This window comes from Niveispirillum sp., from assembly GCF_052437035.1.
In the GTDB taxonomy this organism is placed as follows: domain Bacteria; phylum Pseudomonadota; class Alphaproteobacteria; order Azospirillales; family Azospirillaceae; genus Niveispirillum.
This window is the reverse complement of the sequence record NZ_JBQVOH010000006.1, coordinates 119,146-142,879: the sequence shown is the minus strand read 5'-3', so window position 1 is coordinate 142,879 and position 23,734 is coordinate 119,146. Positions and strand designations below refer to the sequence as shown.

Sequence of the window (23,734 nt, the reverse complement as noted above, 5' to 3'; positions counted from 1 at the left end):
CTCAGGACCGCATGGGGTTGAGCGCGGCGCCGATATCGATGCCGGGCTGATCGGAGATCTGCATCAGCAGTTCATCCACCTCCCGCTCCGCCGTGTCCGCGAATTTGTCGAACAGGGCTTCCAGCACCAGCTGCTGGTAATGTTCGCGCGGACAGTCGCCGCTCGCAAACTCCGTCTCCAGCGCCACCTGCTGCGCCGTGCGGAAGGGGCCGGTCAGGGTGCCGGGGATATTCGCTGCCTCCATCAGGCAATGCAGGCCCAGGATACCGTCATCCCAGGCCAGGATGCCGGCGGCCTGTGGCGTGATGTTGGCGCGGGCCGCCATGCCGGCCACGAAAAACTCCAGGTCACCGGCGCACAGCGCGCGGAACAGGACCTGTGGCGTCAGCCGGCCCTGGCGGTAAAGATGCTTGGCCACCATCTCCGCATCCTCCCGCGACAGCAGCAGGGGCTGCAGCACGCGCAGGGTGGCGGCCTCGCGCCCACCCTCGGCCAGACGCTTGGCCAGGGCCGGTTCGATATTGTGATCGCGGATCAGCTGCTGTCGCACATCCTCCGACACCAGCGCGATCATGCGTTCCACGATGGCGATGGTCACTTCCGGCCTAGCGGCGATGCTGTCGGCCACGATGCGGAACTGCCCGAACCGTTCGGCGGCGCGTGTCAGCGTCGCCTCCCGCACGGCGGCACCGCGATTGCGCAGCAGATGGACGACGGTGACGACATTGCCGGTTTCGACCAGGGCAGCGGACACCGCCTCTGACACGGTGCGGCGGCCGGCGATGGCCAGCTGCTTTTGCGGATCGCGTTCGGCCACGATCTCCAGCAGCAGCTTTTCGGGCAGGCCATCCACATATTTCAGGATGGGAACCGCCACCTGCGCCACGTCGCGGGCCAGCTTTTCCGCCATGTTGGCGGTCAGGATGGGGCTGTTATGGATCTGCCAGGCAACGGCGGCCCGCACCTCTGCCTCCGCATCCGACGCGAAGGCGCGCAGGATATCCAGCGCCAGACGCTTTTCAGCGTCGGTCAGGTCGCCTTCCTCCATCTCCATGACCAGCTTGGTCATGGTGTCGATGCGGGGCTTGGCGCCGGGCTGATGCAGCAGCCGGTCCACATCGCTGCTGTTCAGGCGGGAACGCAGGATGGGACGCATGGGCGCGTCGGGGTCCCCGGAATTCGGGGGGGGCATCATCGGATCAGTCCTGGCCGCGGTTGTCGTAGCGTACGACATCTCCCCATAGCCGCTCCAGCCGGCGCAGCATGCGATAGGTGGTTTCCAGGTCGGTGGCATCGGTGTTGGTGCGCAGCAATTGTGCCGCTTGCCGGCTTTCCAACTTGCCGATCTCCGCACACAGCCATTCACCCTTTTCCGACAAACGCAGGCGGGCGGCGCGGCGGTCGCGCGCCGAGGCGCCGCGATCCACATAGCCCTGTTCAACCAGATGCTTCAGATTATAGGACGCGTTGGAACCCAGATAATAGCCGCGTTCCATCAGGTCGCGGACGGTCAGTTCATCGCTGCCGATATTCAGCAGCATCAGAACCTGCATTGGGCTGATGTCATCCACGCCGATGCGGCCCAGTTCGACCCGGACCACATCATGCAGGCGGCGCTGCATATGATCGATGACGCGCGCGATGTCGGCGTAAAGCGCGACCTCGCTGACCGGGGCTTCGGCCCGGTCGCCCGCCACATGCTCAATCGGCGCGTCGCCCATGCGGGCCAGCTTGATCATCGTCCCAAAGCCCCGACCTTCGTCACCAGCCATCATGACCGCCTCTTGGCTTGTCGGGCCCACAATAAACCATTCCGCCCGGTCCATAGATTATCGCGTATGGCGTTTACCGCAAGTGCGTAGGTCGTATTCCTGCCCTTGCGTGCGACATAGACCTTTTGGAAGTTTTGGGATTAACGCGCGAAGATCATCGCCTCGTCGCGAAAGGCCTTGAATTCCAGGGCGTTGCCGGACGGGTCCAGCAGGAACATGGTGGCCTGTTCGCCTACCTGGCCCTTGAAGCGGATGCCGGGTTCGATGATGAAGCGCTGACCCACCGCACGGAACCGGTCGGCCAGGGCGTGCCAGGCGTCCCAATCCAGGATCAGGCCGAAATGGCGCACGGGCACGTCATGCCCGTCCACGGGGTTGGTATCGGCCGATCCGCATTCATCAGGCGCCAGATGGGCCACGATCTGATGACCATACAGGTCGAAATCCACCCATTCCGGCGATGACCGCCCTTCCGGACAGCCCAGCAGATCGCCGTAGAAGCCACGGGCGGCGGCCAGATCATGGACGGGGAAGGCGAGGTGGAAGCGGGGATGGGACATGGGAAAGGTTGACTCCGGTGGTGTTACTTGGCGGCGATGGCGATGGTGACCGTATCCTCATAATCGCCGGCCTGACGCTGGGTCCCGGCAGGCACGGAGACGGACAGAACCGTCTGCCGCGCCGTGCCCGAGACGGTCCTTCCCGCCGTCAGGTTGCCATCGGCGGTGCTGCTGCTGTCACCATAATGCAGGGTGTAGGCGATGCTGGATGTGCCGGAGGACAGGGCGCCGCCATTCTTGGAGGACAGGCTGACCGTATAGCCATTGGCGGCATTGCAGCGTTCCTCCACCGTTGCCACGGGCACGATGGCGGCGCTGCTCAGGTTCAGGGAAATATTCTCGGTCGACAGGCTGACGGCACAAGTGGCGGGTACAGACGCCCGCAGTGTGATGGTGCCCTGAGCGCTGTTCTGGGCCGGGGTGGGGCCGGCGGACAGCAGAAGCATGAGCATCAGGGGACCATATCCCCGTCCTGTGAAACGCCAAGCCATGGCGATCCTTTCCGCCCATTCTGGGCACCCACGGCGGTTTGTCCGCGCCGTGACGGTCAATCATGGCCTGATCTTAATTGGCGGTGATGGTCAGAAGCAAGCTGTCCGAATAGGTACCTGCCAGGGCTTGTGCCGCACCATCGGTCTGTACCTGCAGCCCATAGCGACCCGACCCGCCCAGATCGACGGTGGTGCCGCGTGCCAGCGAGACGGCGCGACCCGAAACATAAAGCTGATAGCCGATGCTGTCCCCGCCGGTACCCACCAGCCGCCCGCCATTGCTGGAGGACAGCGACAGGGAATAGTCGCCATTGCCTGAAATATCGAGATCGAAGCGGCCACCGCCGCCGCGTGTCAGGTCACCCAGGTCCAGCGTGCCGACGGAACCGTTCAGCGGGCGGGTGACGCCATCGACGATTACGCTGGCGCTGACCACCGACCGCACCTTGGTCCGCACCTGTGCCGTGCGCGAGGCGATGGGGCCATAGGGGGTGCCGTCGATCAACTGATAGACATTGACGGTCACGCGGTCGGAATAGGTGCCCTTCTGCACCAACTGCCCGCCGGGGATGTTGGAGAAGAACTGGACAGTGGCATTGTCATTCTTGCTGTCCATCGACAGGGCGAACATGTTGGACTCACTGCCCCGCACATCGTCCACCCGCTGGCTGAGGCGGCTATCCTTGTAGAGATCATAGACCAGCCGGTCCTTGGAGCTTTCCAGAACGCGGCTGCCATTGCCGCCATCATCGATGCCGACCAGGATGGCGCAGGCGGGGCCGTCATCATGTTCCAGCTCGATCTGGTGATAGCCTGTGGCGCCGCCCGAATAGGGATCATACTCATCCGTCGGCTCGATCCGGTCGATGCTGCTGATATCGATCTCGCAGCGGTCCTTATCCTTGGACCAGGCCGGCAGGACGGCCAGCAGACCCAGGGCCAGGGCGGACAGGAACGGCAGGGGGCGGAACAGGATCGGCATTTTCATTCCAGCATCATCGGCACCACCAAAGATGGATGCAATGACAATGCCAGCAGACGGAAGGTGATCCAAGGTTTTCAGTGGAAACCGTGATAAGATCGGGCTTCTGTTGTCAAATCCATTACGGTGTCCCATCTCCCGGCAATAGTTGGCCCGGCTTGGCCTTGGGGCCGCTGCCACTGCTCAGGTCCGAAGAGTGAAAGCACCATGACCGATTTCACCTCCATCGCTGAAACCGCGCTTGCCGGCATCGCCCGGCTTGATCCGCATTTGAAGGCTTTTGCCCTGGTGGAGCCGGAATGGGTGCGGGAGGAGGCGTGGCGGCAGGGTAAGGCGGGGGCCACGGGGCCGCTGGCCGGTCTGACCCTGGCGGTCAAGGATCTGCTCGATGTGCGCGGCCTGCCCACCGGTGGCGGCTGCCGTACCCCGGTGGTGGGGGAGGCATCGGCGCATGCGGCGGCTGTCGGTGCGCTGATCGGGGCGGGGATGCTGGCGCTGGGCAAGGCGCATACGGTGGAACTGGCCTTCGGCACTTGGGGGATCAACCGTGCCACCGCCAGCCCGCGCAACCCGTGGGATGCGAAGACGGTGCGGGTGGCGGGCGGATCGTCCAGCGGGTCGGCGGTGGCGGTGGCCGCTGGGCTGGCCGATGCGGCATTGGGCAGTGATACGGGCGGGTCGATCCGCATTCCGTGCGCCCTGAACAATCTGGCGGGCCTGAAGCCCACCATGGGCCGGGTGCCGATGGGCGGCTGTCTACCGCTCTGTCCCGAACTGGATACGATCGGCCCTATGGCGCGTACGGTGGAGCGGGTGGCGCGGATGCTGGCCATTATGCGCGATCCGCAGGCGGGACCGGCATGGCCCAGCCGCAAGCTGGCCCAACAAGCCGTCTTCGACACCGACGCCGCCCTTGCCGGTAGTCCGCGCGGTCTGGTGCTGGCTGTGCTGCCTGACCGCTTCCTGGACGGGGTCGATCAGGCCGTGGGCACCGCCTATCTGACGGCCCTGGCCCAGTTGGAGGCACTCGGTGCCAAGCTGGTGGAGGCGGCCCCCGTCATTGATCCGCCTGCCTGTGTGGAGCCGTCAGGCCTTCTGATGGCGGGTCGGGCCTGGCGGTTGTGGCAACCGCGGATAGATCATTTTGAATCCGAAATGGATCCAGGTGTGCTGGGGCGCTTACGGGCAGGAGAGGATGTTTCGGAAGCGGAACTATCCAGGCTTATCCGGATTCAGGCCCAGGAACAGGCCCGGTTTCATGCCTGGGCTCAGGAATATGATGCCATCCTGACGCCAACCGTGCCCATTCCGGCCCCCGCCCTGGCCGACGCGGATGAGGGGCGGCTGCCCTTCAGCCGGTTCGTGCGCATGGCCAATTGGCTGAACCTGCCGGCGCTGGCGGTGCCATGCGGGGCGGATGCCGGTGGCTTGCCGCTGTCGCTGCAAATCCTGTCCACGCCCTGGCGGGAGGCGGCGCTGGTGACGCTGGGCCATGCGTACCAGTGCGCCACCGATTGGGCCGACCGTCGCCCGGACCTGGAGGCGTTGGTCAAGGCCGGGCCGGCAGGCGCAGCGGCCCCAGTTTGACCAGACCTTCGGCTTCCTTGGTCACTGTGATGGGTAGGGGCGTCTTTTCCATGCCGGCCACAATCAACAGCCAGTCGCCGGGACGCACGCTGTCGATCCGGAACAGGCCGCTTCGGTTGGTGAAGAAGGCCAGATCCTTGGCATCCTTGATACCCTGCGGTCGCAAGGTGCCGGACAAGAGCGCCATGGGCTTGTCATCCGGCCCGAGCAGGGTGCCGACCAGCGAGGCGACGGCATCGGTGCCGATGGTGATGATCGTACCGGACTTGTATCCCGGCTGCACCGCGGGCCGGTCATCGCCCAGATCGTAATTGGCCGGTGCGTCGGGCACGTCCAGCAGGATGGGACGCACCAGATAGGCCGAGATGTTGGGGACGATGGGCACGCCCAGCCAGTCAGTCTGGGCGGCGTAACGGTCATCCACGGGATCGACACCGATATCCTTGCCCGCCAGACGCGGGTGCGGGGTGACGATGGCGAAGCTGTTGGTGATGGGGCGGGTGACGCCATAATGCCCGTCGGCGAAGGCGAGTGCCGTGCCGAAGGTCATGGAGGTCCGGCTTTCGATGCCCTTGCTGTCATTCAGCGACCGACGAACAGTATCCTGGCGCACCTGCGCTTCGAAGCGCTGATGCGTGTAGTTCAGGTTGCCCTGAACCCGGTCCCCGGCCTGCCCGCCCTCGTTCAGCATTTCCAGCCCGCCCGACAGGGCATTCACGGCGTAGAGCGACTGGAACCGCCAATCCAGGCGCTGCTGCTTTGAGATGGTGTCGACATTCAGACCTGCGCTCTGCCGTCCGCTGTCGAACACGAAGCGGGTGGTGAGATAGACGCCCGTATCCTTCGCCCCGAACCCGTCCTTGCCATGGCTGAAGGTCAGGTCGACGCTGCCGGTTTCGAACAGGCGGCGGCGCAGGGCCAGATCCACCGAATAGCTGTCCCTTTCTGAGCTGCCGCGCGTTTCGCGGTAGCGCCCGCCCAGCGAGGTGGTCAGGTTCTCGAACAAGGGCTGGGAGATGCGGACAGCCGCGTCAAGCTTAGTGTTGGAGACGAAGGTCGATCCGAAACTGCGGTAATTGGGATCGTACCAGCTGACCTGGGCCGTGATGGCCTGACTGTCCAGGACGGACGCACCGTTGGAATAGGAGCGGTAGCGCAAGGTGCCGCCATAGCCCTGTTTCTTGTCGGCGGCTGTTTCGGTAGGTCCCCAATCCTTGCGCCGCAAATAGGCCGACGGCTCCACACTGAACGTGCCGAGGCCGGTGGCCACCAGCGCCTCTGCCGTGACCGTGGTTTCCGTCTTGTCGGTCTGGGTACCCAGGGTAAACGTGAAATTGTCGGTCACGCCCACGCGATGATAGGCAGAAAGAACCGGGTCCTTTTCGTCATAGACATAGCGGTCATTGTCGATCCGCGATGGCACACCGATCGAGTAGCCATATTCCTGCACCCCTGTCGCCAGCAACTGGCTGTCGAAGAAGAAGGGGAAGTCGATGGTCTGTTCGCGGCCATAGGCATCGGTGATGCGGATCTGCACATCATTGGTGCCGGACGCGCCGGGGAAATTGTTCAGATTGTAAGGGCCGGGTTCCAGGCGGAAGGTGCGGGTGGGGCGGCCATTGACGATGACCTCCACCATCGACGGATTGTCGAGGATGAATTCACGGTTACCGCCGGGCTGCACCATGTCATAGGGGCGGATCGAGAAATTCTTGGCGACCGAGATGCCGGCCACGGCCCGGCCCACCTGATTGCCGATCACCGGCATGGTGAAATCACCCAGCTGTGTGCGGATGCCGGCATCGGTGAAGTCATGGATCAGGCGGACGGGGCCGCGCGACAAGGTGCGGACCGCATCCTCGCGGTAATTGATCTCCCCCTCCACAACCCAGCCTTTCCAGTTGATGGCGGGTTCCATGGAGACGGACAGGGGCCCCAGCCCATCCTTGCCAAAGCCGGTGGGGACGGACAGATATTCGATGGCGGCCCGCATGTTCATCTGTGCCGACAGATCGGCCTGCGGGATGACCGTATAGGCCCGCGCCGCAGCACCGCGTTCCAGCACCGACAGATCGCGCGGACGGCGGGCGGCGGCGGGGACCGTGACCTTCACGATCTGGTCGCCGCCATCATAGGCCAGCTGGATGCCCGACCGGGTCATGCGGGCAGGCGCAGCGTTGCCGTCCGGCCCAGCCTGGGCCAGCAGCGCCTTGATCGGCTCTTCCTGTGCGATGGGGCGCAGCAGTTCGGACAGCTTGTTGAGATCGACCAGCGTGTCGGCGGGGTTGATGGAAACCTGGCCCGGCACCTGCCCGATCTCGTACCCGTCGAAATAGACGGGCAGGTCGGCCTTCTGGCTGCTCTGCGCCTGCTTCTTCTGTCCGAACGCCTTCTTGAACAGCTCATCCGCCGAAATCTTCGGCTGGGCCGGGGCGGCGGTCGGCGTCGGCGTTTCAGGCCCCGCGCCGGAGGCCAGCCGGGCCGGCGCCAGGGTCAGCGCCAATGCCGACGGGCCGGCAATAGCCAGCCTCAAGCATTGTCGATACCGTGAGCGCAGGGGGCGGGGCATGGCGGGAAGGCGTGACCGGGCGCGATCAGGGCAGGTTCAGCTTGGCATTCAGCGGACCCTTGGGCAGGTCCCCCGGCCAGGGCAACAGGAAGCTGCGCGTGACACCGGGCAACACATTCTCGCCAGCCAGACCACCCAGACGGTCGGTCGGGATGGAGACGGACTTGCCGCCCGCCTCCACCACCAGGGTCGGGTCCTTCAGGATCTTGTGGGCGGTGCCGTCATTGCGAAGCTTCACCTCCATCACGACCCCGTCGCTGAGCTGACGCGGGCCGGCGGAGGCGACATTGATCTGCGCCTTTACACCGGGCGGGGTGACATAGATGGAAGCCTTGTACTGCACCAGCAGCTTGACCTTGCCCCCCTCCACCGGTGCCTGCCCGATATCGACATCCAGCTGTTCGGCAATGAGCCGGTAGGCCAGTTCCTGATCCGGCTTGGGATTGCCGGTCCATTGCACGCGCACCGACTGATTCTGGTTGGGTTCCAGCACCAGCTGTTCGGGGAAGATCACCCATTCATCCGACGGTTCGGCGGGCAGATCCTCCCCATCCGGTCCCATCTTGCGGCCCGTGATGTGGATTTCGATGGCGATGGGCAGCTGGGTATCATTCTCCACCCGGAAAATCTGGGTGGCGCCGCGCCCTGTCGGCTCGAACTCCATCTCGATCGGGATCAGGCGGAAGGCAGATGCGGGCAGCGTGCCCAGCAGCATTGCCCCCAGCATCAGCATCAGACCGCGAAGATAATGTTTCATGACCGCGCCCCGCATTGGCGTTCCCCCTGCCGCCCCGCCGGCGGCATGACCTGTCCCGATGGGTTAAGTATATCGGGGAATCCTTTGAATCATAAGCGTGCGGGATTTGCCACAACGAAGCGTGGGACAAGAGGGTCGCAACGCGCGAGCCCTGCCCGGCATCCCGCCCGCCCACCATAGCCGCGAACCGGCGCATTGTTCAAGTTGATGAGAAAAAAATGACGAAAATACATGTTAATGTGTTCACGCACGGATTCACGCTAAAAGCATCCGCGAATATAGATGGGGCCATGAGCGGCCATCTTGCCTGTTAAGATTGCGTATTCGTCGCCTTTGTTGCAAGATGTCGGCCCTGCTCAATCTTCTGTTTATGGCTGTCGCTGCCATTTTGACGAACATCGATCTTGAACGCGCTTTGCTGTTGGTGAATGCGGCCCCCCTTCTGGGTGCCGCAGCGCTGCTGGCCGCGATCTGGTGGAATAGCCGGCGGGAAACCTATGCGCTGTGGTGGGCGCTGTCCTTTGTCACGGTGATGCTGTCCGTCCCCTTGCTGGAGACTGTCGGCACGCCCATGGACCCGGTCATGGCCGGTGCCGCGCTGCTGGCCGATTGTCTTTACAATCTGGCCTATTATCTGTTCGCGCATGGGGTCGCCATCTATGCCGGCCACCGGTACCGCTGGCGCCGCTGGCTGTCGGCGGGTGCGCTGGTGGCGCTTCTGGTCGGGCTGGCCCTGCTGCGCCGTGACGGGGTCCTGCGCGAACTGCTGAATGTCGGCTTCATCGAGGCGGTGCTGGCCATGGCGCTGCTGTCGCTGCTGCGGATACGTCCCCGCCGGGGGCCGGAATGGGTGCTGCTGGGCGCGGTGGCCGCCACCTTGGTAGCCAATACGCTCTATGGGCTGGACATCCTGTTGAACCGGCCGCAGGACGCGTTCGACCCGGCCACACTAGGCAACCGTCTCATCGATTATATCCAGCCCTTCGTGGTGATGGCCATCGCCATGGGTGCGGCGGGCGGTGCCCTGCTGCGCATGACGGACCGGCTGGCCGCTGAACGCGCAGCGGCGGAGGTGGCGGCCGAGCAGGCCCGCGCCGCCGACCGCGCCAAGTCCGAATTCCTGGCCACCATCAGCCATGAAATCCGTACCCCCATCAATGCCATCCAGGGCTGTCTCCAGATATTGGAGACGCATAATCTCAATGCAGGTCAGATCCGCCTGCTGGAGGTGATGGGCAGTTCCAGCGCCTCGCTGCTGACGCTGATCGATGATGTGCTGGACATGGCGCGGCTGGAGGCCGGGCGGCTGGAGATGGAGCAGGGGCCTGTCGATCTGGGCCTGCTGCTGGGCGATCTGATGTCCAATGTCGGGCCGCGGGCGGAGCGCAAGGGCCTGATCCTGTCCTTGCGGACGGGGGACGGGGTGCCGTCGGGCGTGGTGACCGATGCCAAGCGACTGCGCCAGATATTGCTCTGCCTTCTGGACAATGCCGTCAAGTTCACCGACCAGGGCCGGGTCACCCTGTCGGTGGACCGGGTGGAGGCACCGGGGTCGGTGCCGGGCCTGGCCGTGCCGTCGCCCATGCATTGGGTGCGGTTCCAAGTGGTGGACACCGGTGTCGGCATCCCATCCGAAAAACTGGACCAGATTTTCGATGTGTTCAGCCAGGCGGACAGTTCCAGCACCCGCCGCTTCGGCGGGGCGGGACTGGGTCTGGCCATTGCCCGGTCCCTGACCGACATGCTGGGCGGCAGCCTGACCGTGGAAAGTGAGGCGGGGGAAGGCAGCCAGTTCACCCTGTGCCTGCCGCTGGTGCCGCTGGCTGTGGACCGTCCGCGCCAGGACGCCCCCATCCAGGGCGCCCTTCCCACCGTTGGCACGGGCCGCCCCGTCATCCTTCTGGTGGAGGATGACGAGGTGAACCGGTTTGTGGCCACCGAATTGCTGATCCAGCGCGGGGCGCAGGTTCTGCAGGCCGGCAATGGCGGGGATGCCATCGCCATCGTCAAGGAACGCCCCGTCGATGCCATCATCATGGACCTGTCTATGCCCGACATGGACGGGCTGGAGGCCGCACGACGGCTGCGTGCCATGGGCGGACAGGGTGCGCAGGTGCCCATCGTTGCCCTGACGGCCAACCTGTCGGCGGAAATCCGCCAGCAATGCCGCGATGCCGGCATGCAGGCCTTCCTGGCCAAGCCCATCAAGCTGGATCATCTGATCGCCACCCTGTCGGCGGTGCTGCCGCCCGTGCGCGACCCGGCGGCCTGATATCCCGCCAATTTTCATTATTTCTGTCCTTTCCCTGTAAGGAACGGATGCTGGGTCCTGTCTAATCCATCGGATCGAACGGGAGCGGATGATGGATGCGGGACGCGAGGCGATGTTCAGGCAATGGATGCGGGAGCATCTGACCCTGTTGCACCGGATCGCGCGCGGTTTTGCCCACCCTGCCGACCAGCCGGACCTGATGCAGGAACTGATGCTGGCCGTTTGGCGGGCCTTGCCGGCCTTTCGCGGCGACAGCCAGCCCGTCACCTTCATCTATCGCGTTGCCCATAACCGGGCGCTGACCTGGCAGGGCAGCCAGGGGGGCAAGGCGCGGCGTGATGCCGACGCGGCGGCAGAGGCCATGCGGCGCCACGCCCTGTCCGCCGATCCGGATGAGGTGCGGATGCTGGACCGGCTCTATGCCGCCATCCGGCAATTGCCGACGCTCGACCGGTCGATCCTGCTGCTGTCGCTGGACGGGGTGCCGTACCGCGATATCGGCCAGATGCATGATTTGAGCGAAAGCAATGTCGGCGTTCGCCTGACACGGGCCAAGGCCCGTTTGACAGGAATTATATCCCAGATCGAAGCGCAGGAGGAAGAGAAATGAGCATGGATATGGCAAGGCTGGAACGTGCCTGGACCGGGGCCGCCAACCGGGCAGAGGAAGTGGCGGGCCTGTACCTGATCGACAGTGCCATGGCGGAGGTGGCGCGGCGGGGCCGGGATTTCCGCCTGCGTATGGGGTTGATCGGTGTGGCGCTGGGCGGATGGAGCCTGGTAGCGGCCTATGGCATCGTCGGGCGTGGCAATGTCGATCCCGCGCGGGAATGGGGCAGCCTGCTGCTGCTGGCCATTGCCTGGGCCGTCCTGGCCCTGGTGGTGCGGCGGGGATGGGAGGGGGCGGTGACGCCGCCGCCCGAAAACCTGCCGGGCAGCCTGCGCGCCCTGCTGTCGCAGGTGGAAGGCGCCATGGGGCGCTTGCGGGTGATGGGGGTGGCGGTGCCCATCTTTCTGTCGGCGCTGGGGCTGGCCGTCATGCAGCTGGGCGATGTCGGCAAGATGACAGGCGGCAATATCCGGGATTTCGCCCTGCTGGCGACGGTGGGATTTGGCCTGTCGGGCAGCATCATGGCCGTGCGGTATTTCCGGGTGCTGAAGCCGGAGGCAGACCGGCTGCGCCGTCTGCTGCGCCAGTATGAGGAGGGGATTGGTTGAAGGACGGCCCGGCGGCATCCGTGGGGATGCCGCCGGGTACTTGACCTATCAGGAGCCGCGGATTTCCAGGTTTTCGATCTGCGGTTCCGCCCGGTCGGCCCAGGCCGGGGTGGGGACCAGGCGCAGGTCCATCTGCCCCCCGGCCTTGGCCACAACCGCCGGGTCCAGAGACACGGCATAGGTGACGCGGTGCTGCATGTCGGATGTGTGGCTGCCGAAGAACGAGATGCTGCCGGCATAATAGGGGCTGTCGAAGCCCGCCACCTTCAGGTCCGCCGGCGCATTGATGACCACCGCATATTCGCGGGCCGAACTGGCGGGGCGGGTGAAGGTGATGATGGCCTGCACCTGACGAGCATTCAGGCCGATGGGCCATTTCGCCAGCCCATCCACGGACTTTTCATCCGATGCCGCCGCCAGCAGGCGCGGCGCCGCAGTCGGCTTCTTCAGCTCTTCCACCAGATCCAGAAGCGTCTTGTCCACCGGCGGGCCGTAATAATACCAGAACTGCTTGGGATCGATGTAATCCCCGGCCTTGCCGTTCAGGATCGGCTCCCCCTTCTCGTTCCAGAAGAACAGGAACGGTTCGCGTTCGAACTGCGCCAACTCGTCCTTGTTGGTGGGCAGGGTGGGCAGGCCCTTGGCTTTCTGCTTCTCCTCCCACAGCCACCACAGCCGGTCCATGTTGGAATGGTGCAGGAAGAAGATGGGATCAACGGGGGACAGGTTGTTGGTCATGTTGCCGAAGGGGCCGCTGCCCCAATTGCCCGGACCATCGAACGCGCCGCCGATGAAGTTATGGACCTTGTTATGCGGCTCTCCCTCCAGCTTGGAGAAGACGGAGCCACTGGCCGGCATGGCATTGTGGGATGCGGTCTTCACGCTGGTGAAGCTGTCCACCATGTTGGCGCTGTTGAACTGGTTCGGCGCCAGACCCAGGGCGATGTTGGCCGGCAGACAATATTTGGCGACCGACGGGGCGATGTCGGGATTGCTGCGGGTCGGGTAACGGGCCTTCAGGGTGGGCGAAAGGTCGGTGGGCGCAAAGGCGCGGTCGCCCTTATCCACCCCGCCCGTCCCGGCCACGCCGTCCCACAGCTTCTGGAACGTTGTGTTGCCGCGCAGGTTCTGCTGGTTTTTCTGCGCCGCGGTCATGCGGCTGTAATAGCTTTCCAGCGGAGCCTGGATGAAATTGGTGAAGGTCGGCAGGTCGCGCGCGTATCGGGCGAAGGCATCGGCGACGGGCGTCAGCACGCCGTCGAACATGCCATCGGGCAGCGCCTGTTTCTGGCTCCAGTCCCAATAGGGGAAGGCGAAATCGGACATGCCGGAATATTTGCGAACCGTCTGTTCGAAATAGCCCAGATAGCCCCGGTGCCAGACATAGAACCACCAATTGCCATGCGGACAATCCATGTAATGCACAAAGGCATTGCGGAACCAGTTATGGGGATGGGTGGGCGGCAGGGCCAGCATCGCCTCCACAGCGGTCTTGTAGCCTTTCAGCATCCGCTGGCCATCTTCACTCCACACATCATAGCGGACCCACGGTGCGGGCAGCTTCTTGGTGGCGGCACCGGCCACCCCGCTGAACGCCCCAAGACCCGCCAGCGCCCCGCCGGTGGCCAGCACATTGCGTCGTGATACGCGCATAACCCTATCCTCCCCATGCCAAATGGTGGAGGGGAGGATAGGGCATGTCGGCGAACAAGTCACGCCATCATACGCGGAATGGTAGTTTAAGGCCTACACCTGCCGGGCATCACCGCGCCAGCACCTCCGCCGCTTGCCGTGTCTTGGTCACGGCGGCGGCGACCTTGCCCACCGCCGACGAGATGGTGTCGATATTGGCCGACACCTGGGTCACGGCGTTGGAGGTGACGTCCATGCGGCTGCTGATTTCGCGGGTTACGGCACTTTGCTGTTCCATGGCGGCGGCGGTGGAATTGACATAGCCGCTGACGCTGCCGATGGCGCCGGTGATGCCGCGGACGGCACTGGCTACCTCGGCACTGGTGCGCTGAATGCTCTCAATTTCGGCGGAGATCTGTTCGGTGGCGCGGGCCGACTGATTGGCCAGGCCCTTGACCTCTGATGCCACGACGGCAAAGCCCTTGCCGGCCTCGCCAGCGCGTGCCGCCTCGATGGTGGCGTTCAGCGACAGAAGGTTGATCTGGCCGGCAATGTCGCGGATCAGTTCCACCACACTGTTCATGGCCTGGGCGGCATTGATCAGGCGGTCGGCCTGCTGTGCCACCAACTCGGCCTCCTTGCCCGCCGCCTCTACCGCGGTACGGGAGTGGGTCATGGTTTGGGCGATTTCGGCCACGGAACTGGCCATGTCGCGCGCGCCGTCCAGGACAGTGCGCATATTGGTCAGCGAGCCGGCAACGGCGGACGTCGCCCCGCTGCAATCCTTGGAGGATTGCTGAACCGCGCCGTCGATCTCCGCAAAATTCTCGTCGATCAGGCTTTTCAGATCGGCCAGCAGGCGCACCTGATCGGTGACGTTGCTGGCCAGCTTGACCACCTTGGTCACCTTGCCGTTGCCGTCCAGCACGGGGTTGTAGGAACCCTCAATCCAGACATCCGCCCCGGTCTTGGACAGGCGACGGAAGCGGCCCGACTGGAACTCCCCCTTGCGCAGCTTATCCCAGAAGATGCGATAGGCGTCGGTATCCCGCTGGTCCGGTGCCATGAAGATCGAGTGGTGGCGGCCCTTCACCTCATCCAGGCGATAGCCCATGGCCGTCAGGAAAATCTCGTTGGCCTCCAGAATATTGCCGTCGGGCGTGAATTCGATGATGGCGGCGTTGCGGCCAATGGCCTTGCTCTGCGCCGCATAAGCGAGGTTGGCCAGCCGTTCGGCGGCATTGGCCCATTCCACAACATAGCCGGAGCGCACGCCATTGGTGGTGATCGGGCTGACCAGCAGGTCGAACATGCGGGTACCGACCTTGATCGTCGCCTCATGCGCGCGGGTGAGTGCCGACAGCATGGTGCGCTGATGCGTGGGGTTCTTGTGGAAAATGTCGATGTTGGAGCCGATCAGGCTGGCCATGCTGAAGCGCGGCAGCTCCTTCCTCAGATCGGCCTCCGCCTCTGACAGAAAACCCTGCAGCGACGGGTTTACATAGGTGATCACCAGATCCGCGTTCGCGATCATGATGTTCGCCCGCACCAGATCCATGGCTTGTGACTTCAACCGCCCCTGATTGTCCGCCTTTGCCAATCCAAACATGACCCTTTCCCCCTGATATGCACTGGTTCGCCCGTGATCGGCCCGGCGTTGCCACCTGTTTCGCCCGGCCAATCGTTTTCAGGATGGCGAGATACGACGTTCGGTCTAGGCCACAATGTATACAGAGGGATAGACGGGGACGGTTCCGTGCAACCGGATGCAACAGAAAAACACCCCCTGTTGCAGGGGCGGACGGGTCTGGCCCCGGCGGTCAGGGCCAGCTGTAATCCCGCAAGGGGCGATAGGGGCTGAGCGGCCCGTCATTGTCACAGACGGGACGGCCCAGCCCCTGATACCGGCAGTTTTGCAGCAAGGTGTCGGTGACGCGACTATCCGGATGGTCCGCCAGCGGTGGGCAGGGCGGACGCCGGCAGGCCAGCAAGCGGCGCAGCGGTTCCCAGGCCCGGCGGGGGGCCAGGGTGCGGCTGGCAGGCTTACGGGGGCTGTTGGCGGGGCGGGGGGAGGCAGCGGGTTTGGCGGGTTTGGTGCCTTTGGCGGGCTTGGCGGCGCGGCTTTCGGGAGCGGGGGCCGGGGCGGGTTTGGGTGCCGGCGGCGGTGGAGCGGGCGGAACCGGGGCGTCGGCCTGTTCGGCGGCACGGTTCAGGATGGCGCGCACCGGTGCGGGGGCGCGGTCGCGCCGGGGGCGGGACGGGGCGGCATCGCCGGCGGCGGCGCGCAGGATGGACCCGCCCAGATCCATGCGCTTGGCGGCCCAGAGCAGGACGCGGACATTGCCGGCACTGATCGCCTCAATCAGGCCGGTAACCACGGCATCGCGCAGGGCGGCAAAGCGGTTGTCGCTTTCCCGCTGCAACATCCGCCGTTCCGACAGGATGCGGCGGCGCAGACCGGACGAGCGCTGCATCCCCCGCCAGATGGTGGTGCGCGACACGCCGAAATGTTTCGCCACCTCCGTCACCGACACGCCCTTGGCAATGAAATAGGCCACCCGCGCCCAATCCTCGTCCTTCAAGCGGGAGCGGTGCAGGCCGGAGGGAAAATGTTCCTCCGTCGCCCATTCCACATCATCGCCTGCCTGCACCGCCTGTTCATCATCCGACCCGCGCCACCAGGCCTCGCGCTGCTCCGCGCTGGTCAGGGAATCAAAGGCCGGGTCAAGGGCGGGGGAGGTGGGGATCGGTTGGGGATAGGCGGGGTTGGGCATGGGGGTGCTCCGGCAGGTAGGATGATAATCGCAGATTACATTCCTATCATTGGGGGCGGTCAGGGGGCAAGAGTTGCCGGGGGTTCGCGGGGTGGGGGAGATGGGGTAATGTAGGGGTGAGGCCGTTGTTGGTTTGGGGGGCGTATGCCGCTGTACCGTGATGATCGGGGAAATATCTATCATTCCCATAGCGTGCTGCTGACGGGAGAGGCGGTGCGGCCCGGCCCGATCGCCATGCCCGAGGATGCGTGGCTGCGCGTGGCACGGGTGCATCCGGCTTGGGTGCAGCGGTTGCCGCGCGCCGCCTTGGCCCTGGTGGCGCTGTCGGTGCTGCTGCTGGCGGCGCTGGTGCCGCTTTGGCTGCTGGTGGGGCCGGTGGCGGCGGTGGCGGTGATGATCGGCATCTGGCTGATCCTCAATGTCGGCTATTTCCCGCTGCTGTCCCTGGCTGCCAAGCAGGTGCCCATGGACCGGCCCCTGCGCCTGATCGTGCCGCAGCCGGGCGGGCTGACCGCGCTGGAACTGCTGCGGCTGTGGGGCGCGCTGATCCCGCTGGCGGGGCTGATTGTGATGATCGCGCAGGACGAGGATAAGGCGGATATGGTGTCCTGGATGCTGCTGGCTCTGGGCGGGCTGGCAGTGGCGGTGCTGGTCCTGACTGTGCGGTTCGTGCTGCGCTTGAAGCGCGGGGCGGCGGGGGTGCGGGTGGTGGGGTAGGGGTGGACGGGGTGAATTTTTCACGCCACATTAGGGGGATCGGGACTGGCGGAGCCATGGCAGGGGCCTACCGCAGGCGGTCCTGTTGGCCGCTGCGGGGACGAGGCTGATGAAGGAGCGGTTTGAGGTTCTGAACATATGCCTTTAATTCAGGCAAATCACTAGGACTATCAATAACACTATTTCTTTGAAATTATACGAATTGGAATAGATGGGTTCCTCAATACTGCTCTTCTAGTAAGTATGTCGCCGTCGTAATATAATCTTTCCAGAGTCGCAGGCGGAGTGTTTTTGTTGCCCGCAACGGCTTCTCTTACGTTACTGTAGGAACTCTTGGCAAGAAATGATAAAACTTCAGGAGCGGTTCTGGAGTTTCCTGCTACAGCTGAAAGAACAGAATCATCCTTATCTTTGCTCAGTTTTCTCAGTATTTTTTCTTTGGAATAGATTGACCGCCCGACTGCGGTGCGAACAAATTCTGATCTATCATTGCATAGAATGTCTAATACACCCGCTATGTTCTGATGCCTATTAACTATAATACCACGAACAATTTCGGATTCATCCTCGCAGTAGGCAAATACAATGTCTGTAGGGCAGAGCTCGTTCCTTGCAACAGCTGCTCGTGTCTTTGCGTCATCAACTTGATACACTTGATAAAGTATACTTGGGTCGATAGAAGGGTTTGATAGTGCAGAGTATCTAACAAGTTCATTTTTATCTGTAGAGAGTTTACTTAGTACGCTTGCAGGCGTTATGGTATTGCTGGCAACTGCCTGCCGTACCTCATTAAATTGACTATTGGACGCCTCGATAATCATCGAATCTGGTATATTCTTGTTATGGGCTAAAAATTGTGAGAACGATTTTTCATCTGCAGTTAGTTTACTATTTACGAAATCCGCATTGATATTTCTAAAAGCAGCATTACGAACTTCATCTCTATTATCTTTCATTAATTTCTCTAATGTAGTCCCGTCTATATTCGGGTGTTCTGCCACCACAGCTCTGACAGTATAATTCTTATCTTCCGCCAACTTCATCAGAATATCAGGGCCAATACTTGAATTCCTGATAGCAGAAAGTCTGACTGAGGAGCTATATGATAGCGCCTCATTCTTAATTAGAGATAGAGAAACCCCAGGATTCCCAGCTAACAGCTGTTTCACCTCAATATTTTTTGTACTAATGAACAACTTATCTAAATCTTCCCTGCTCTCATGCACTTCTCTCAAATTGTCATCTGCTGTAAGTCGAGTGGTGCTTTGTGAGATAATGCCAATTTCTGTCTTAAGTGAAATAACATACGAACTTCCAATCAATAAAATGATGCTTGATTTAATATTAGAGTTAATAGAATTTATTAGCGTTTGACCAACTTCTTTGGTAATATGCCCAGTAAGGGAGATTTCAACTAGTTCATTTTGTATTTTTACACTGCTTAAATTTATGCCCTTTTTTCCTATTGTCGATGAAACTACCTTTTTTACCTCTGGAAACAAAATAGAGTTTTCCTTCCAAAAATCAAAACTAAAATCCGAGAATTGACTCATAAAATTAACAGCATTACTTAAGTGCTTTATGTAACTATCTCTATCGTCGCAGAAAACAGCTATATCTAAAGCCAAAAGAGGGTTAAAATAATTATCATAGCTTTCAATGTATTGTCGTATATTCGGAATAATGAACTCCCTGCTTCCATAAAACTCGTCACTTCTGTCAGTACGAAAAACATAAAATGCTTCATCTGAAATCTTGACCGATATTGATTCTCCTAAATAGAAACACTCAGACAACATTTCAACATTATATTCTTCCATTGCAATTATCTCATGATTATCGTCTATGCACTGTATATATGTCGAATTTTTACCTGGTATTGCAAACAAAGGCAGCAAAAATCCATATTTTTGAGCCGATGCGCTGTAGTGATAGACATATTTGTACTCGGCGCTCATTATATGATTCCTTTTTTCTGCAAATAACTCATGGCAAGTTCTTCTATTTTTAAGAGATAATCTTCGGGTTTCTTGCGGGGGGTTACCTCATAATCAATCACGTCTACATTACCGAATTTTGTAATCGAATCTCTAAAGCTAATGTCTCCGACAATTGGTCGTGGTGCAATAATAGCAATTAGATTTTGATGTAATTTTACATTTTCCTTTGTCCTTATTTCTATAGATGTTGCCCGTTGGTCAAATACGTTTGAGCCTTTCGATTTGATTAAATCTACATAGCCCTGGACTTCAAATTCAAATGGCGGCAAAGAATCCTCGTCAACATTGCAACTGCCGTTCAGATACAGTCTATTATTTTCAAAAAAGGCTGTGACCGTCTTCTCAGCGGCAAGTGGAAAGGACATGTCGAAGTTCAATACGTTTGTATTTTTATGAAAATACCTACTAAAGTAGTTTCCAGCAAATGCCCCTGAGTCGAACGGGAGTGTTCCATCTCTCCTTGCGCAATTTGATTGTAAAACAAAGCAAACGGGAAAATATGCCATGTTGGATGTTGGATCGGAGCCTTGGTTGGGCCTATATGAAGGCCTTCCGTAAAAAAAATAGATAAACCTGTCTTTTAATACTTTGCAATTTCGCACAGACAACTCTTCAGTATTTATAATTTCTCTTGATGAATATGCATCTGTTGTGTGCATTAGCGGTAAAGAAGGGTGCGTTGATTTAAATTTTTCTACAAAATTGGAGAATGAATACTGAATAGTCATCGTTGCTCGCGTCCCTAAATAATAGAATTCGAGTAGTCCTGATTTTAAGTTTCGTGTCAATCCACTTTCAGTATGTGTTGTTAAAATGGTATAGTCAGCGGCAGGGGCTGACGAAGGGTCTGCCCGGCGACGAGCGCCGGGCGATGGTTCTGGAAACGCTTCGCCGGAAGTAGGGCCGTCGCTCTACAATACTAACAATGATTCGCCGGGGTGGGTGTCATGGAGAATGGAAGCAGGCCCCATTGGCGCTGATCGCGTCTTGCGCTCGATCGCTGCTCTTTACATGGATGGCGGGGCTTTGGGGGTTAGGGAGCGTGCTTCCCCCTGATCATCCCCATGATCTCCGCCGCTGCCTTGGGGATGTTCGTCCCCGGTCCGTAGATGGCGGCGGCACCGGCGTTTAGCAGGAAATCGTAATCCTGGGGCGGGATGACGCCGCCGCAGACGATGAGGATGTCGCCGGCGCCCTGTTCCTTCAGGGCGGCGGCCAGTTGCGGGACGAGGGTTTTGTGGCCGGCGGCGAGGCTGGAGACGCCGACGACGTGGACGTCGTTTTCGATGGCCTGGCGGGCGGCCTCTTCCGGGGTTTGGAACAGGGCGCCGACATCGACGTCGAAGCCGATATCGGCGAAGGCGGTGGCGATGACCTTGGCGCCGCGGTCATGGCCGTCCTGGCCCATTTTCACCACCAGCATGCGGGGGCGGCGGCCTTCGGCCTCGGCAAAGTCGGCTACGTCCTTCTGGATCTGCTGGAAGCCTGCATCGCCCTCATACGCGGCACCATAGACGCCGGAGACGGAGCGGATGGTGGCGCGATGGCGCGTGAAGACCTCTTCCATGGCGTCGGAAATCTCCCCAACGGTGGCGCGCGCGCGGGCGGCGTTGACGGCGAGCGCCAGGAGGTTGCCGGATTTCTCACCCGCCGCCTGGGTGAGGGCGGCCAGGGTTTCGCGGACCTTGGCTTCGTCACGGCTGGCGCGGATTTGTTTCAGGCGGGCGACCTGAGCCTCGCGGACCGCGGTATTGTCGATGTCGAGCACATCGACGGTTTCGGGGTTCTGGGGGCGGTATTTATTGACGCCGACGATGACTTCTTCGCCCCGGTCGATGCGGGCCTGACGCCTTGCGGCGGCTTCCTCGATCATCAGTTTGGGCAGGCCGCTTTCCACGGCCTTGGTCATGCCGCCCATTTCCTCGACCTGGGCGATCAGCTTTTCCGCCGCCTCGGCCAGGGAAGCGGTCAGGTGTTCGACGTAATAGCTGCCGCCCAGGGGATCGACCACGTGGGGGATGCGGGTTTCCTCGGCGATGATCAGCTGGGTATTGCGGGCGATGCGCGCGCTGAACGGTGTGGGCAGGCCCAGGGCCTCGTCGAAGCTGTTGGTGTGCAGGGACTGGGTGCCGCCCATGATGGCGGCCATGGCCTCGATGGTCGTGCGGATGACGTTGTTGTAGGGGTCTTGTTCGGTCAAGGACACGCCCGAGGTCTGGCAATGGGTGCGCAGCGCCAGGGAGCGGGCATCCTTGGGCTGGAAATGCTTGGCCATCAGCTTGGCCCAGAGCAGGCGGGCGGCGCGCAGCTTCGCCACCTCCATAAAGAAATCCATGCCGATGGCGAAGAAGAAGGACAGGCGCGGGGCGAATTTGTCGACGTTCAGGCCCTTGGCGAGCGCCGCACGGACATATTCCAGGCCGTCGGCGAGCGTGAAGGCCAGCTCCTGCACCGCCGTGGCGCCTGCCTCCTGCATATGATAGCCGGAGATGGAGATGGAGTTGAACTTGGGCATGTGGTTGGCCGTGTATTCGATGATATCGGCGATGATCCGCATGCTGGGTTCGGGCGGGTAGATATAGGTGTTGCGGACCATGAACTCCTTCAGAATGTCATTCTGAATGGTGCCGGACAGCTTGGCCGTGTCCACGCCCTGTTCCTCCCCGGCCACGATATACATGGCCAGGATGGGCAGGACGGCACCGTTCATGGTCATGGAGACGGACATCTTGTCGAGCGGGATGCCGTCGAACAGGATATTCATATCCTCCACGCTGTCGATGGCCACGCCGGCCTTGCCGACATCGCCCACCACGCGGGGATGGTCGCTGTCATAACCGCGATGGGTGGCCAGATCGAAGGCGACCGACAGGCCCATCTGACCCGCCGCCAGATTGGCGCGGTAGAATTTGTTGCTGGCCTCAGCGGTAGAGAAGCCCGCGTATTGCCGGATGGTCCAGGGCTTCACCGCATACATCGTGGCGCGGGGGCCGCGCACGAAGGGGGCGAAGCCGGGCAAGGTGCCGGTCGTCTCCAGCCCCTCCAGGTCTTCGGCGGTATAGAGCGGCTTGACCGCCAGACCCTCTGCGGTGGTGCGGGTCAGGTCGGAGAGCTGCGCGTCGGCACCGGCATCCTTGGCGGCGAGCGCTTCCCAGTCGGCGAGGGTCTTGGGCGGGAAGGTGGTCATGGGAAGGCTCCGGGGGAATGGGGCGGCGCGGTGCGCCAGGCCAGGAAGATGGGGAGAAGGGCGAGAAGGGTCAGGGCGGCTGGATCGACTTGGCCCTGCTGCTTGAAGGGGGCGGCGTTCATGGCTTATCTGTGGGTCCGAGAGCGGCAGGGTAGGGACGCCACCGGTGCCATGCCAGCGCCATGCCGGACAGGGCCGCGCCGAGGATCAGCGGCTGTGTCGGCCATGCCTCCGCCAGATCGCGCCCCGCCTGGACGAACAGTTTCCACAGCGCGGCAGCGTGCAGCAGCACCAGGGCCGCCAGCATGTAACCTACGGCGTGGCGCGGCGGGTAATGTTTGGACACGGTCAATCCCACATTCAGCATGGCGTAACCGGCGACCAGGGCCGCTGAGGCCGGTGCCACCATATCCGTCGACCAGGGCAGAACCATGCCGATCACGGCAGACAGCAACCCATAGGACAGCAGAAACCCAAAGGCAAAGAGCAACCCTGTGCCGGACAGGGCCATTATCTCGGCGATGCGGTCACTATGGCTGTGCGGGTTCATCCCGGCCTCTCGCCCTGTAATGACGGGTGCGGCAGGGTTGGCGCGGCGTGCCGCGTACAGGCCAGCGATAGTGGTCAGGATCATCAAAAAAGAGATCGGTCCCCAGTCGGTTATGCGGTCAAATGGCGGGGCGGAGACGCGGGGTGAGGTCAGGTCCCGGATGAGCATGGCCACGGCCAACACCGCCCAACACAGGGTGATCAAGCCCCCGCACCAGCGCACCGCCGTCATAGCCCGTCGCGGATTGGCCCGGTGCAGGATGTGCCCTGTGACAAAGGCGGATGCAAGGTTCAGCGCCATGACCACGGGTATGCCCCACCATGGCATCGCCCATGTCCAATCGCTGGCCATCTGAAACGGCAAGGTGACGATCAGCAAAGAGAGGGTGAGCAGCAGGAATTGGCCGGGGACCCCGAGGATCACCGATAAGACAAACCTTTCCAGATCGCTAGCCCCTTCCTCCCAACGCTCCATGGTCTGTTCTTACCTAAGCGCGATGAAATGTTTGACGGTGACGCCCGTGGTAGCCAGCGTCTGCCGGTCGGCGAGGGTCTTGGGCGGGAAGGTGGTCATCTGGAGGCTCCGGGCTTCAGCGTTTTGCTCGTCATCCCGGCGAAAGCCGGGACCCAGGATTACAGGCGCTTCGGCTGGGTCTGCCGTGGCAAG

The 23,734-nt window shown here is 61.6% G+C and carries 19 protein-coding genes; 5 read left to right on the top strand and 14 right to left on the bottom strand.

The window, feature by feature from the left end:
• Window position 1: 1 nt before the first annotated feature.
• From ACT6Q8_RS16175 to ACT6Q8_RS16155, 5 genes are all read right to left on the bottom strand, one after another.
• Window positions 2–1,156 (bottom strand): DUF2336 domain-containing protein, encoded by a 1,155-nt coding sequence (locus ACT6Q8_RS16175; RefSeq protein ID WP_444739402.1) that lies wholly within the window; start codon window positions 1,154–1,156, stop codon window positions 2–4.
• 43 nt (window positions 1,157–1,199) lie between these two features.
• On the bottom strand, window positions 1,200–1,775 hold the full coding sequence (locus tag ACT6Q8_RS16170; protein WP_444732994.1) for a MarR family transcriptional regulator: 576 nt from the start codon (window positions 1,773–1,775) through the stop codon (window positions 1,200–1,202).
• Window positions 1,776–1,912: 137 nt separating this feature from the next.
• Window positions 1,913–2,332: a VOC family protein gene (locus ACT6Q8_RS16165; RefSeq protein ID WP_444732993.1), complete on the bottom strand. Its 420-nt coding sequence runs from the start codon at window positions 2,330–2,332 to the stop codon at window positions 1,913–1,915.
• 23 nt (window positions 2,333–2,355) lie between these two features.
• On the bottom strand, window positions 2,356–2,784 hold the full coding sequence (locus ACT6Q8_RS16160; RefSeq protein WP_444732992.1) for a spore coat protein U domain-containing protein: 429 nt from the start codon (window positions 2,782–2,784) through the stop codon (window positions 2,356–2,358).
• Between the two features lie 112 nt (window positions 2,785–2,896).
• Entirely contained in the window at window positions 2,897–3,811 is a 915-nt protein-coding gene (locus ACT6Q8_RS16155; protein WP_054169932.1) for a spore coat protein U domain-containing protein, read from the bottom strand.
• Window positions 3,812–4,012: 201 nt separating this feature from the next.
• On the opposite strand from ACT6Q8_RS16155, the gene ACT6Q8_RS16150 reads away from it, so the two are divergent.
• The gene (locus ACT6Q8_RS16150) at window positions 4,013–5,392 is read left to right on the top strand and encodes an amidase (protein WP_444732990.1); all 1,380 of its coding nucleotides are present in this window, start codon (window positions 4,013–4,015) and stop codon (window positions 5,390–5,392) included.
• Here the strand turns inward: ACT6Q8_RS16150 and ACT6Q8_RS16145 are convergent.
• Entirely contained in the window at window positions 5,355–7,925 is a 2,571-nt protein-coding gene (locus ACT6Q8_RS16145; RefSeq protein ID WP_444732989.1) for a fimbria/pilus outer membrane usher protein, read from the bottom strand. The genes ACT6Q8_RS16150 and ACT6Q8_RS16145 overlap by 38 nt on opposite strands.
• A gap of 61 nt (window positions 7,926–7,986) precedes the next feature.
• Complete coding sequence (locus tag ACT6Q8_RS16140) at window positions 7,987–8,718, bottom strand: fimbrial biogenesis chaperone (RefSeq protein WP_444732988.1); 732 nt, start codon at window positions 8,716–8,718, stop codon at window positions 7,987–7,989.
• Between the two features lie 343 nt (window positions 8,719–9,061).
• Between ACT6Q8_RS16140 and ACT6Q8_RS16135 the strand changes: the two genes are divergently transcribed.
• The 3 genes from ACT6Q8_RS16135 (at window position 9,062) to ACT6Q8_RS16125 (ending at window position 12,208) form a co-directional block, all read left to right on the top strand.
• Entirely contained in the window at window positions 9,062–10,990 is a 1,929-nt protein-coding gene (locus tag ACT6Q8_RS16135; RefSeq protein WP_444739401.1) for an ATP-binding protein, read from the top strand.
• 88 nt (window positions 10,991–11,078) lie between these two features.
• On the top strand, window positions 11,079–11,600 hold the full coding sequence (locus ACT6Q8_RS16130) for an RNA polymerase sigma factor (protein ID WP_444732986.1): 522 nt from the start codon (window positions 11,079–11,081) through the stop codon (window positions 11,598–11,600).
• Window positions 11,597–12,208: a hypothetical protein gene (locus ACT6Q8_RS16125; protein WP_444732985.1), complete on the top strand. Its 612-nt coding sequence runs from the start codon at window positions 11,597–11,599 to the stop codon at window positions 12,206–12,208. Before ACT6Q8_RS16130 ends, ACT6Q8_RS16125 begins: the two co-directional genes overlap by 4 nt.
• Before the next feature lie 48 nt (window positions 12,209–12,256).
• Here the strand turns inward: ACT6Q8_RS16125 and ACT6Q8_RS16120 are convergent, their stop codons facing one another.
• The 3 genes from ACT6Q8_RS16120 to ACT6Q8_RS16110 form a co-directional block, all read right to left on the bottom strand.
• Complete coding sequence (locus ACT6Q8_RS16120; protein WP_444732984.1) at window positions 12,257–13,861, bottom strand: tyrosinase family protein; 1,605 nt, start codon at window positions 13,859–13,861, stop codon at window positions 12,257–12,259.
• A 109-nt stretch (window positions 13,862–13,970) separates the two neighbouring features.
• Window positions 13,971–15,449 (bottom strand): methyl-accepting chemotaxis protein, encoded by a 1,479-nt coding sequence (locus ACT6Q8_RS16115; protein ID WP_444732983.1) that lies wholly within the window; start codon window positions 15,447–15,449, stop codon window positions 13,971–13,973.
• Between the two features lie 211 nt (window positions 15,450–15,660).
• Complete coding sequence (locus tag ACT6Q8_RS16110) at window positions 15,661–16,614, bottom strand: helix-turn-helix domain-containing protein (RefSeq protein ID WP_444732982.1); 954 nt, start codon at window positions 16,612–16,614, stop codon at window positions 15,661–15,663.
• A 144-nt stretch (window positions 16,615–16,758) separates the two neighbouring features.
• On the opposite strand from ACT6Q8_RS16110, the gene ACT6Q8_RS16105 reads away from it, so the two are divergent.
• On the top strand, window positions 16,759–17,331 hold the full coding sequence (locus tag ACT6Q8_RS16105) for a hypothetical protein (RefSeq protein ID WP_444732981.1): 573 nt from the start codon (window positions 16,759–16,761) through the stop codon (window positions 17,329–17,331).
• 179 nt (window positions 17,332–17,510) lie between these two features.
• On the opposite strand, the gene ACT6Q8_RS16100 is transcribed toward ACT6Q8_RS16105, so the two are convergent.
• The 4 genes from ACT6Q8_RS16100 to ACT6Q8_RS16085 all read right to left on the bottom strand — a co-directional run bounded on the left by ACT6Q8_RS16100 (window position 17,511) and on the right by ACT6Q8_RS16085 (window position 23,491).
• Complete coding sequence (locus ACT6Q8_RS16100) at window positions 17,511–19,289, bottom strand: hypothetical protein (protein ID WP_444732980.1); 1,779 nt, start codon at window positions 19,287–19,289, stop codon at window positions 17,511–17,513.
• Window positions 19,289–19,696 (bottom strand): hypothetical protein, encoded by a 408-nt coding sequence (locus tag ACT6Q8_RS16095; RefSeq protein WP_444739400.1) that lies wholly within the window; start codon window positions 19,694–19,696, stop codon window positions 19,289–19,291. The genes ACT6Q8_RS16100 and ACT6Q8_RS16095 overlap by 1 nt, the downstream gene beginning before the upstream one ends.
• A 668-nt stretch (window positions 19,697–20,364) precedes the next feature.
• Complete coding sequence (scpA, locus tag ACT6Q8_RS16090; protein WP_444732978.1) at window positions 20,365–22,518, bottom strand: methylmalonyl-CoA mutase; 2,154 nt, start codon at window positions 22,516–22,518, stop codon at window positions 20,365–20,367.
• 118 nt (window positions 22,519–22,636) lie between these two features.
• Window positions 22,637–23,491: a hypothetical protein gene (locus ACT6Q8_RS16085; protein WP_444732977.1), complete on the bottom strand. Its 855-nt coding sequence runs from the start codon at window positions 23,489–23,491 to the stop codon at window positions 22,637–22,639.
• Between the last annotated feature and the right edge of the window lie 243 nt (window positions 23,492–23,734).

Bases quoted from the DNA above. Each gene is read 5' to 3' on its own strand.
- ACT6Q8_RS16155 (WP_054169932.1), bottom strand. From the start codon at position 3,811: ATGAAAATGCCGATCCTGTTCCGCCCCCTGCCGTTCCTGTCCGCCCTG.
- ACT6Q8_RS16175 (WP_444739402.1), bottom strand. From the start codon at position 1,156: ATGCGTCCCATCCTGCGTTCCCGCCTGAACAGCAGCGATGTGGACCGG.
- ACT6Q8_RS16160 (WP_444732992.1), bottom strand. From the start codon at position 2,784: ATGCTCATGCTTCTGCTGTCCGCCGGCCCCACCCCGGCCCAGAACAGC.
- scpA (WP_444732978.1), bottom strand. From the start codon at position 22,518: ATGACCACCTTCCCGCCCAAGACCCTCGCCGACTGGGAAGCGCTCGCC.
- ACT6Q8_RS16140 (WP_444732988.1), bottom strand. From the start codon at position 8,718: ATGAAACATTATCTTCGCGGTCTGATGCTGATGCTGGGGGCAATGCTG.
- ACT6Q8_RS16130 (WP_444732986.1), top strand. From the start codon at position 11,079: ATGATGGATGCGGGACGCGAGGCGATGTTCAGGCAATGGATGCGGGAG.
- ACT6Q8_RS16165 (WP_444732993.1), bottom strand. From the start codon at position 2,332: ATGTCCCATCCCCGCTTCCACCTCGCCTTCCCCGTCCATGATCTGGCC.
- ACT6Q8_RS16100 (WP_444732980.1), bottom strand. From the start codon at position 19,289: ATGAGCGCCGAGTACAAATATGTCTATCACTACAGCGCATCGGCTCAA.
- ACT6Q8_RS16095 (WP_444739400.1), bottom strand. From the start codon at position 19,696: ATGTCCTTTCCACTTGCCGCTGAGAAGACGGTCACAGCCTTTTTTGAA.
- ACT6Q8_RS16115 (WP_444732983.1), bottom strand. From the start codon at position 15,449: ATGTTTGGATTGGCAAAGGCGGACAATCAGGGGCGGTTGAAGTCACAA.
- ACT6Q8_RS16110 (WP_444732982.1), bottom strand. From the start codon at position 16,614: ATGCCCAACCCCGCCTATCCCCAACCGATCCCCACCTCCCCCGCCCTT.
- ACT6Q8_RS16120 (WP_444732984.1), bottom strand. From the start codon at position 13,861: ATGCGCGTATCACGACGCAATGTGCTGGCCACCGGCGGGGCGCTGGCG.
- ACT6Q8_RS16125 (WP_444732985.1), top strand. From the start codon at position 11,597: ATGAGCATGGATATGGCAAGGCTGGAACGTGCCTGGACCGGGGCCGCC.
- ACT6Q8_RS16135 (WP_444739401.1), top strand. From the start codon at position 9,062: ATGTCGGCCCTGCTCAATCTTCTGTTTATGGCTGTCGCTGCCATTTTG.
- ACT6Q8_RS16150 (WP_444732990.1), top strand. From the start codon at position 4,013: ATGACCGATTTCACCTCCATCGCTGAAACCGCGCTTGCCGGCATCGCC.
- ACT6Q8_RS16105 (WP_444732981.1), top strand. From the start codon at position 16,759: ATGCCGCTGTACCGTGATGATCGGGGAAATATCTATCATTCCCATAGC.
- ACT6Q8_RS16170 (WP_444732994.1), bottom strand. From the start codon at position 1,775: ATGATGGCTGGTGACGAAGGTCGGGGCTTTGGGACGATGATCAAGCTG.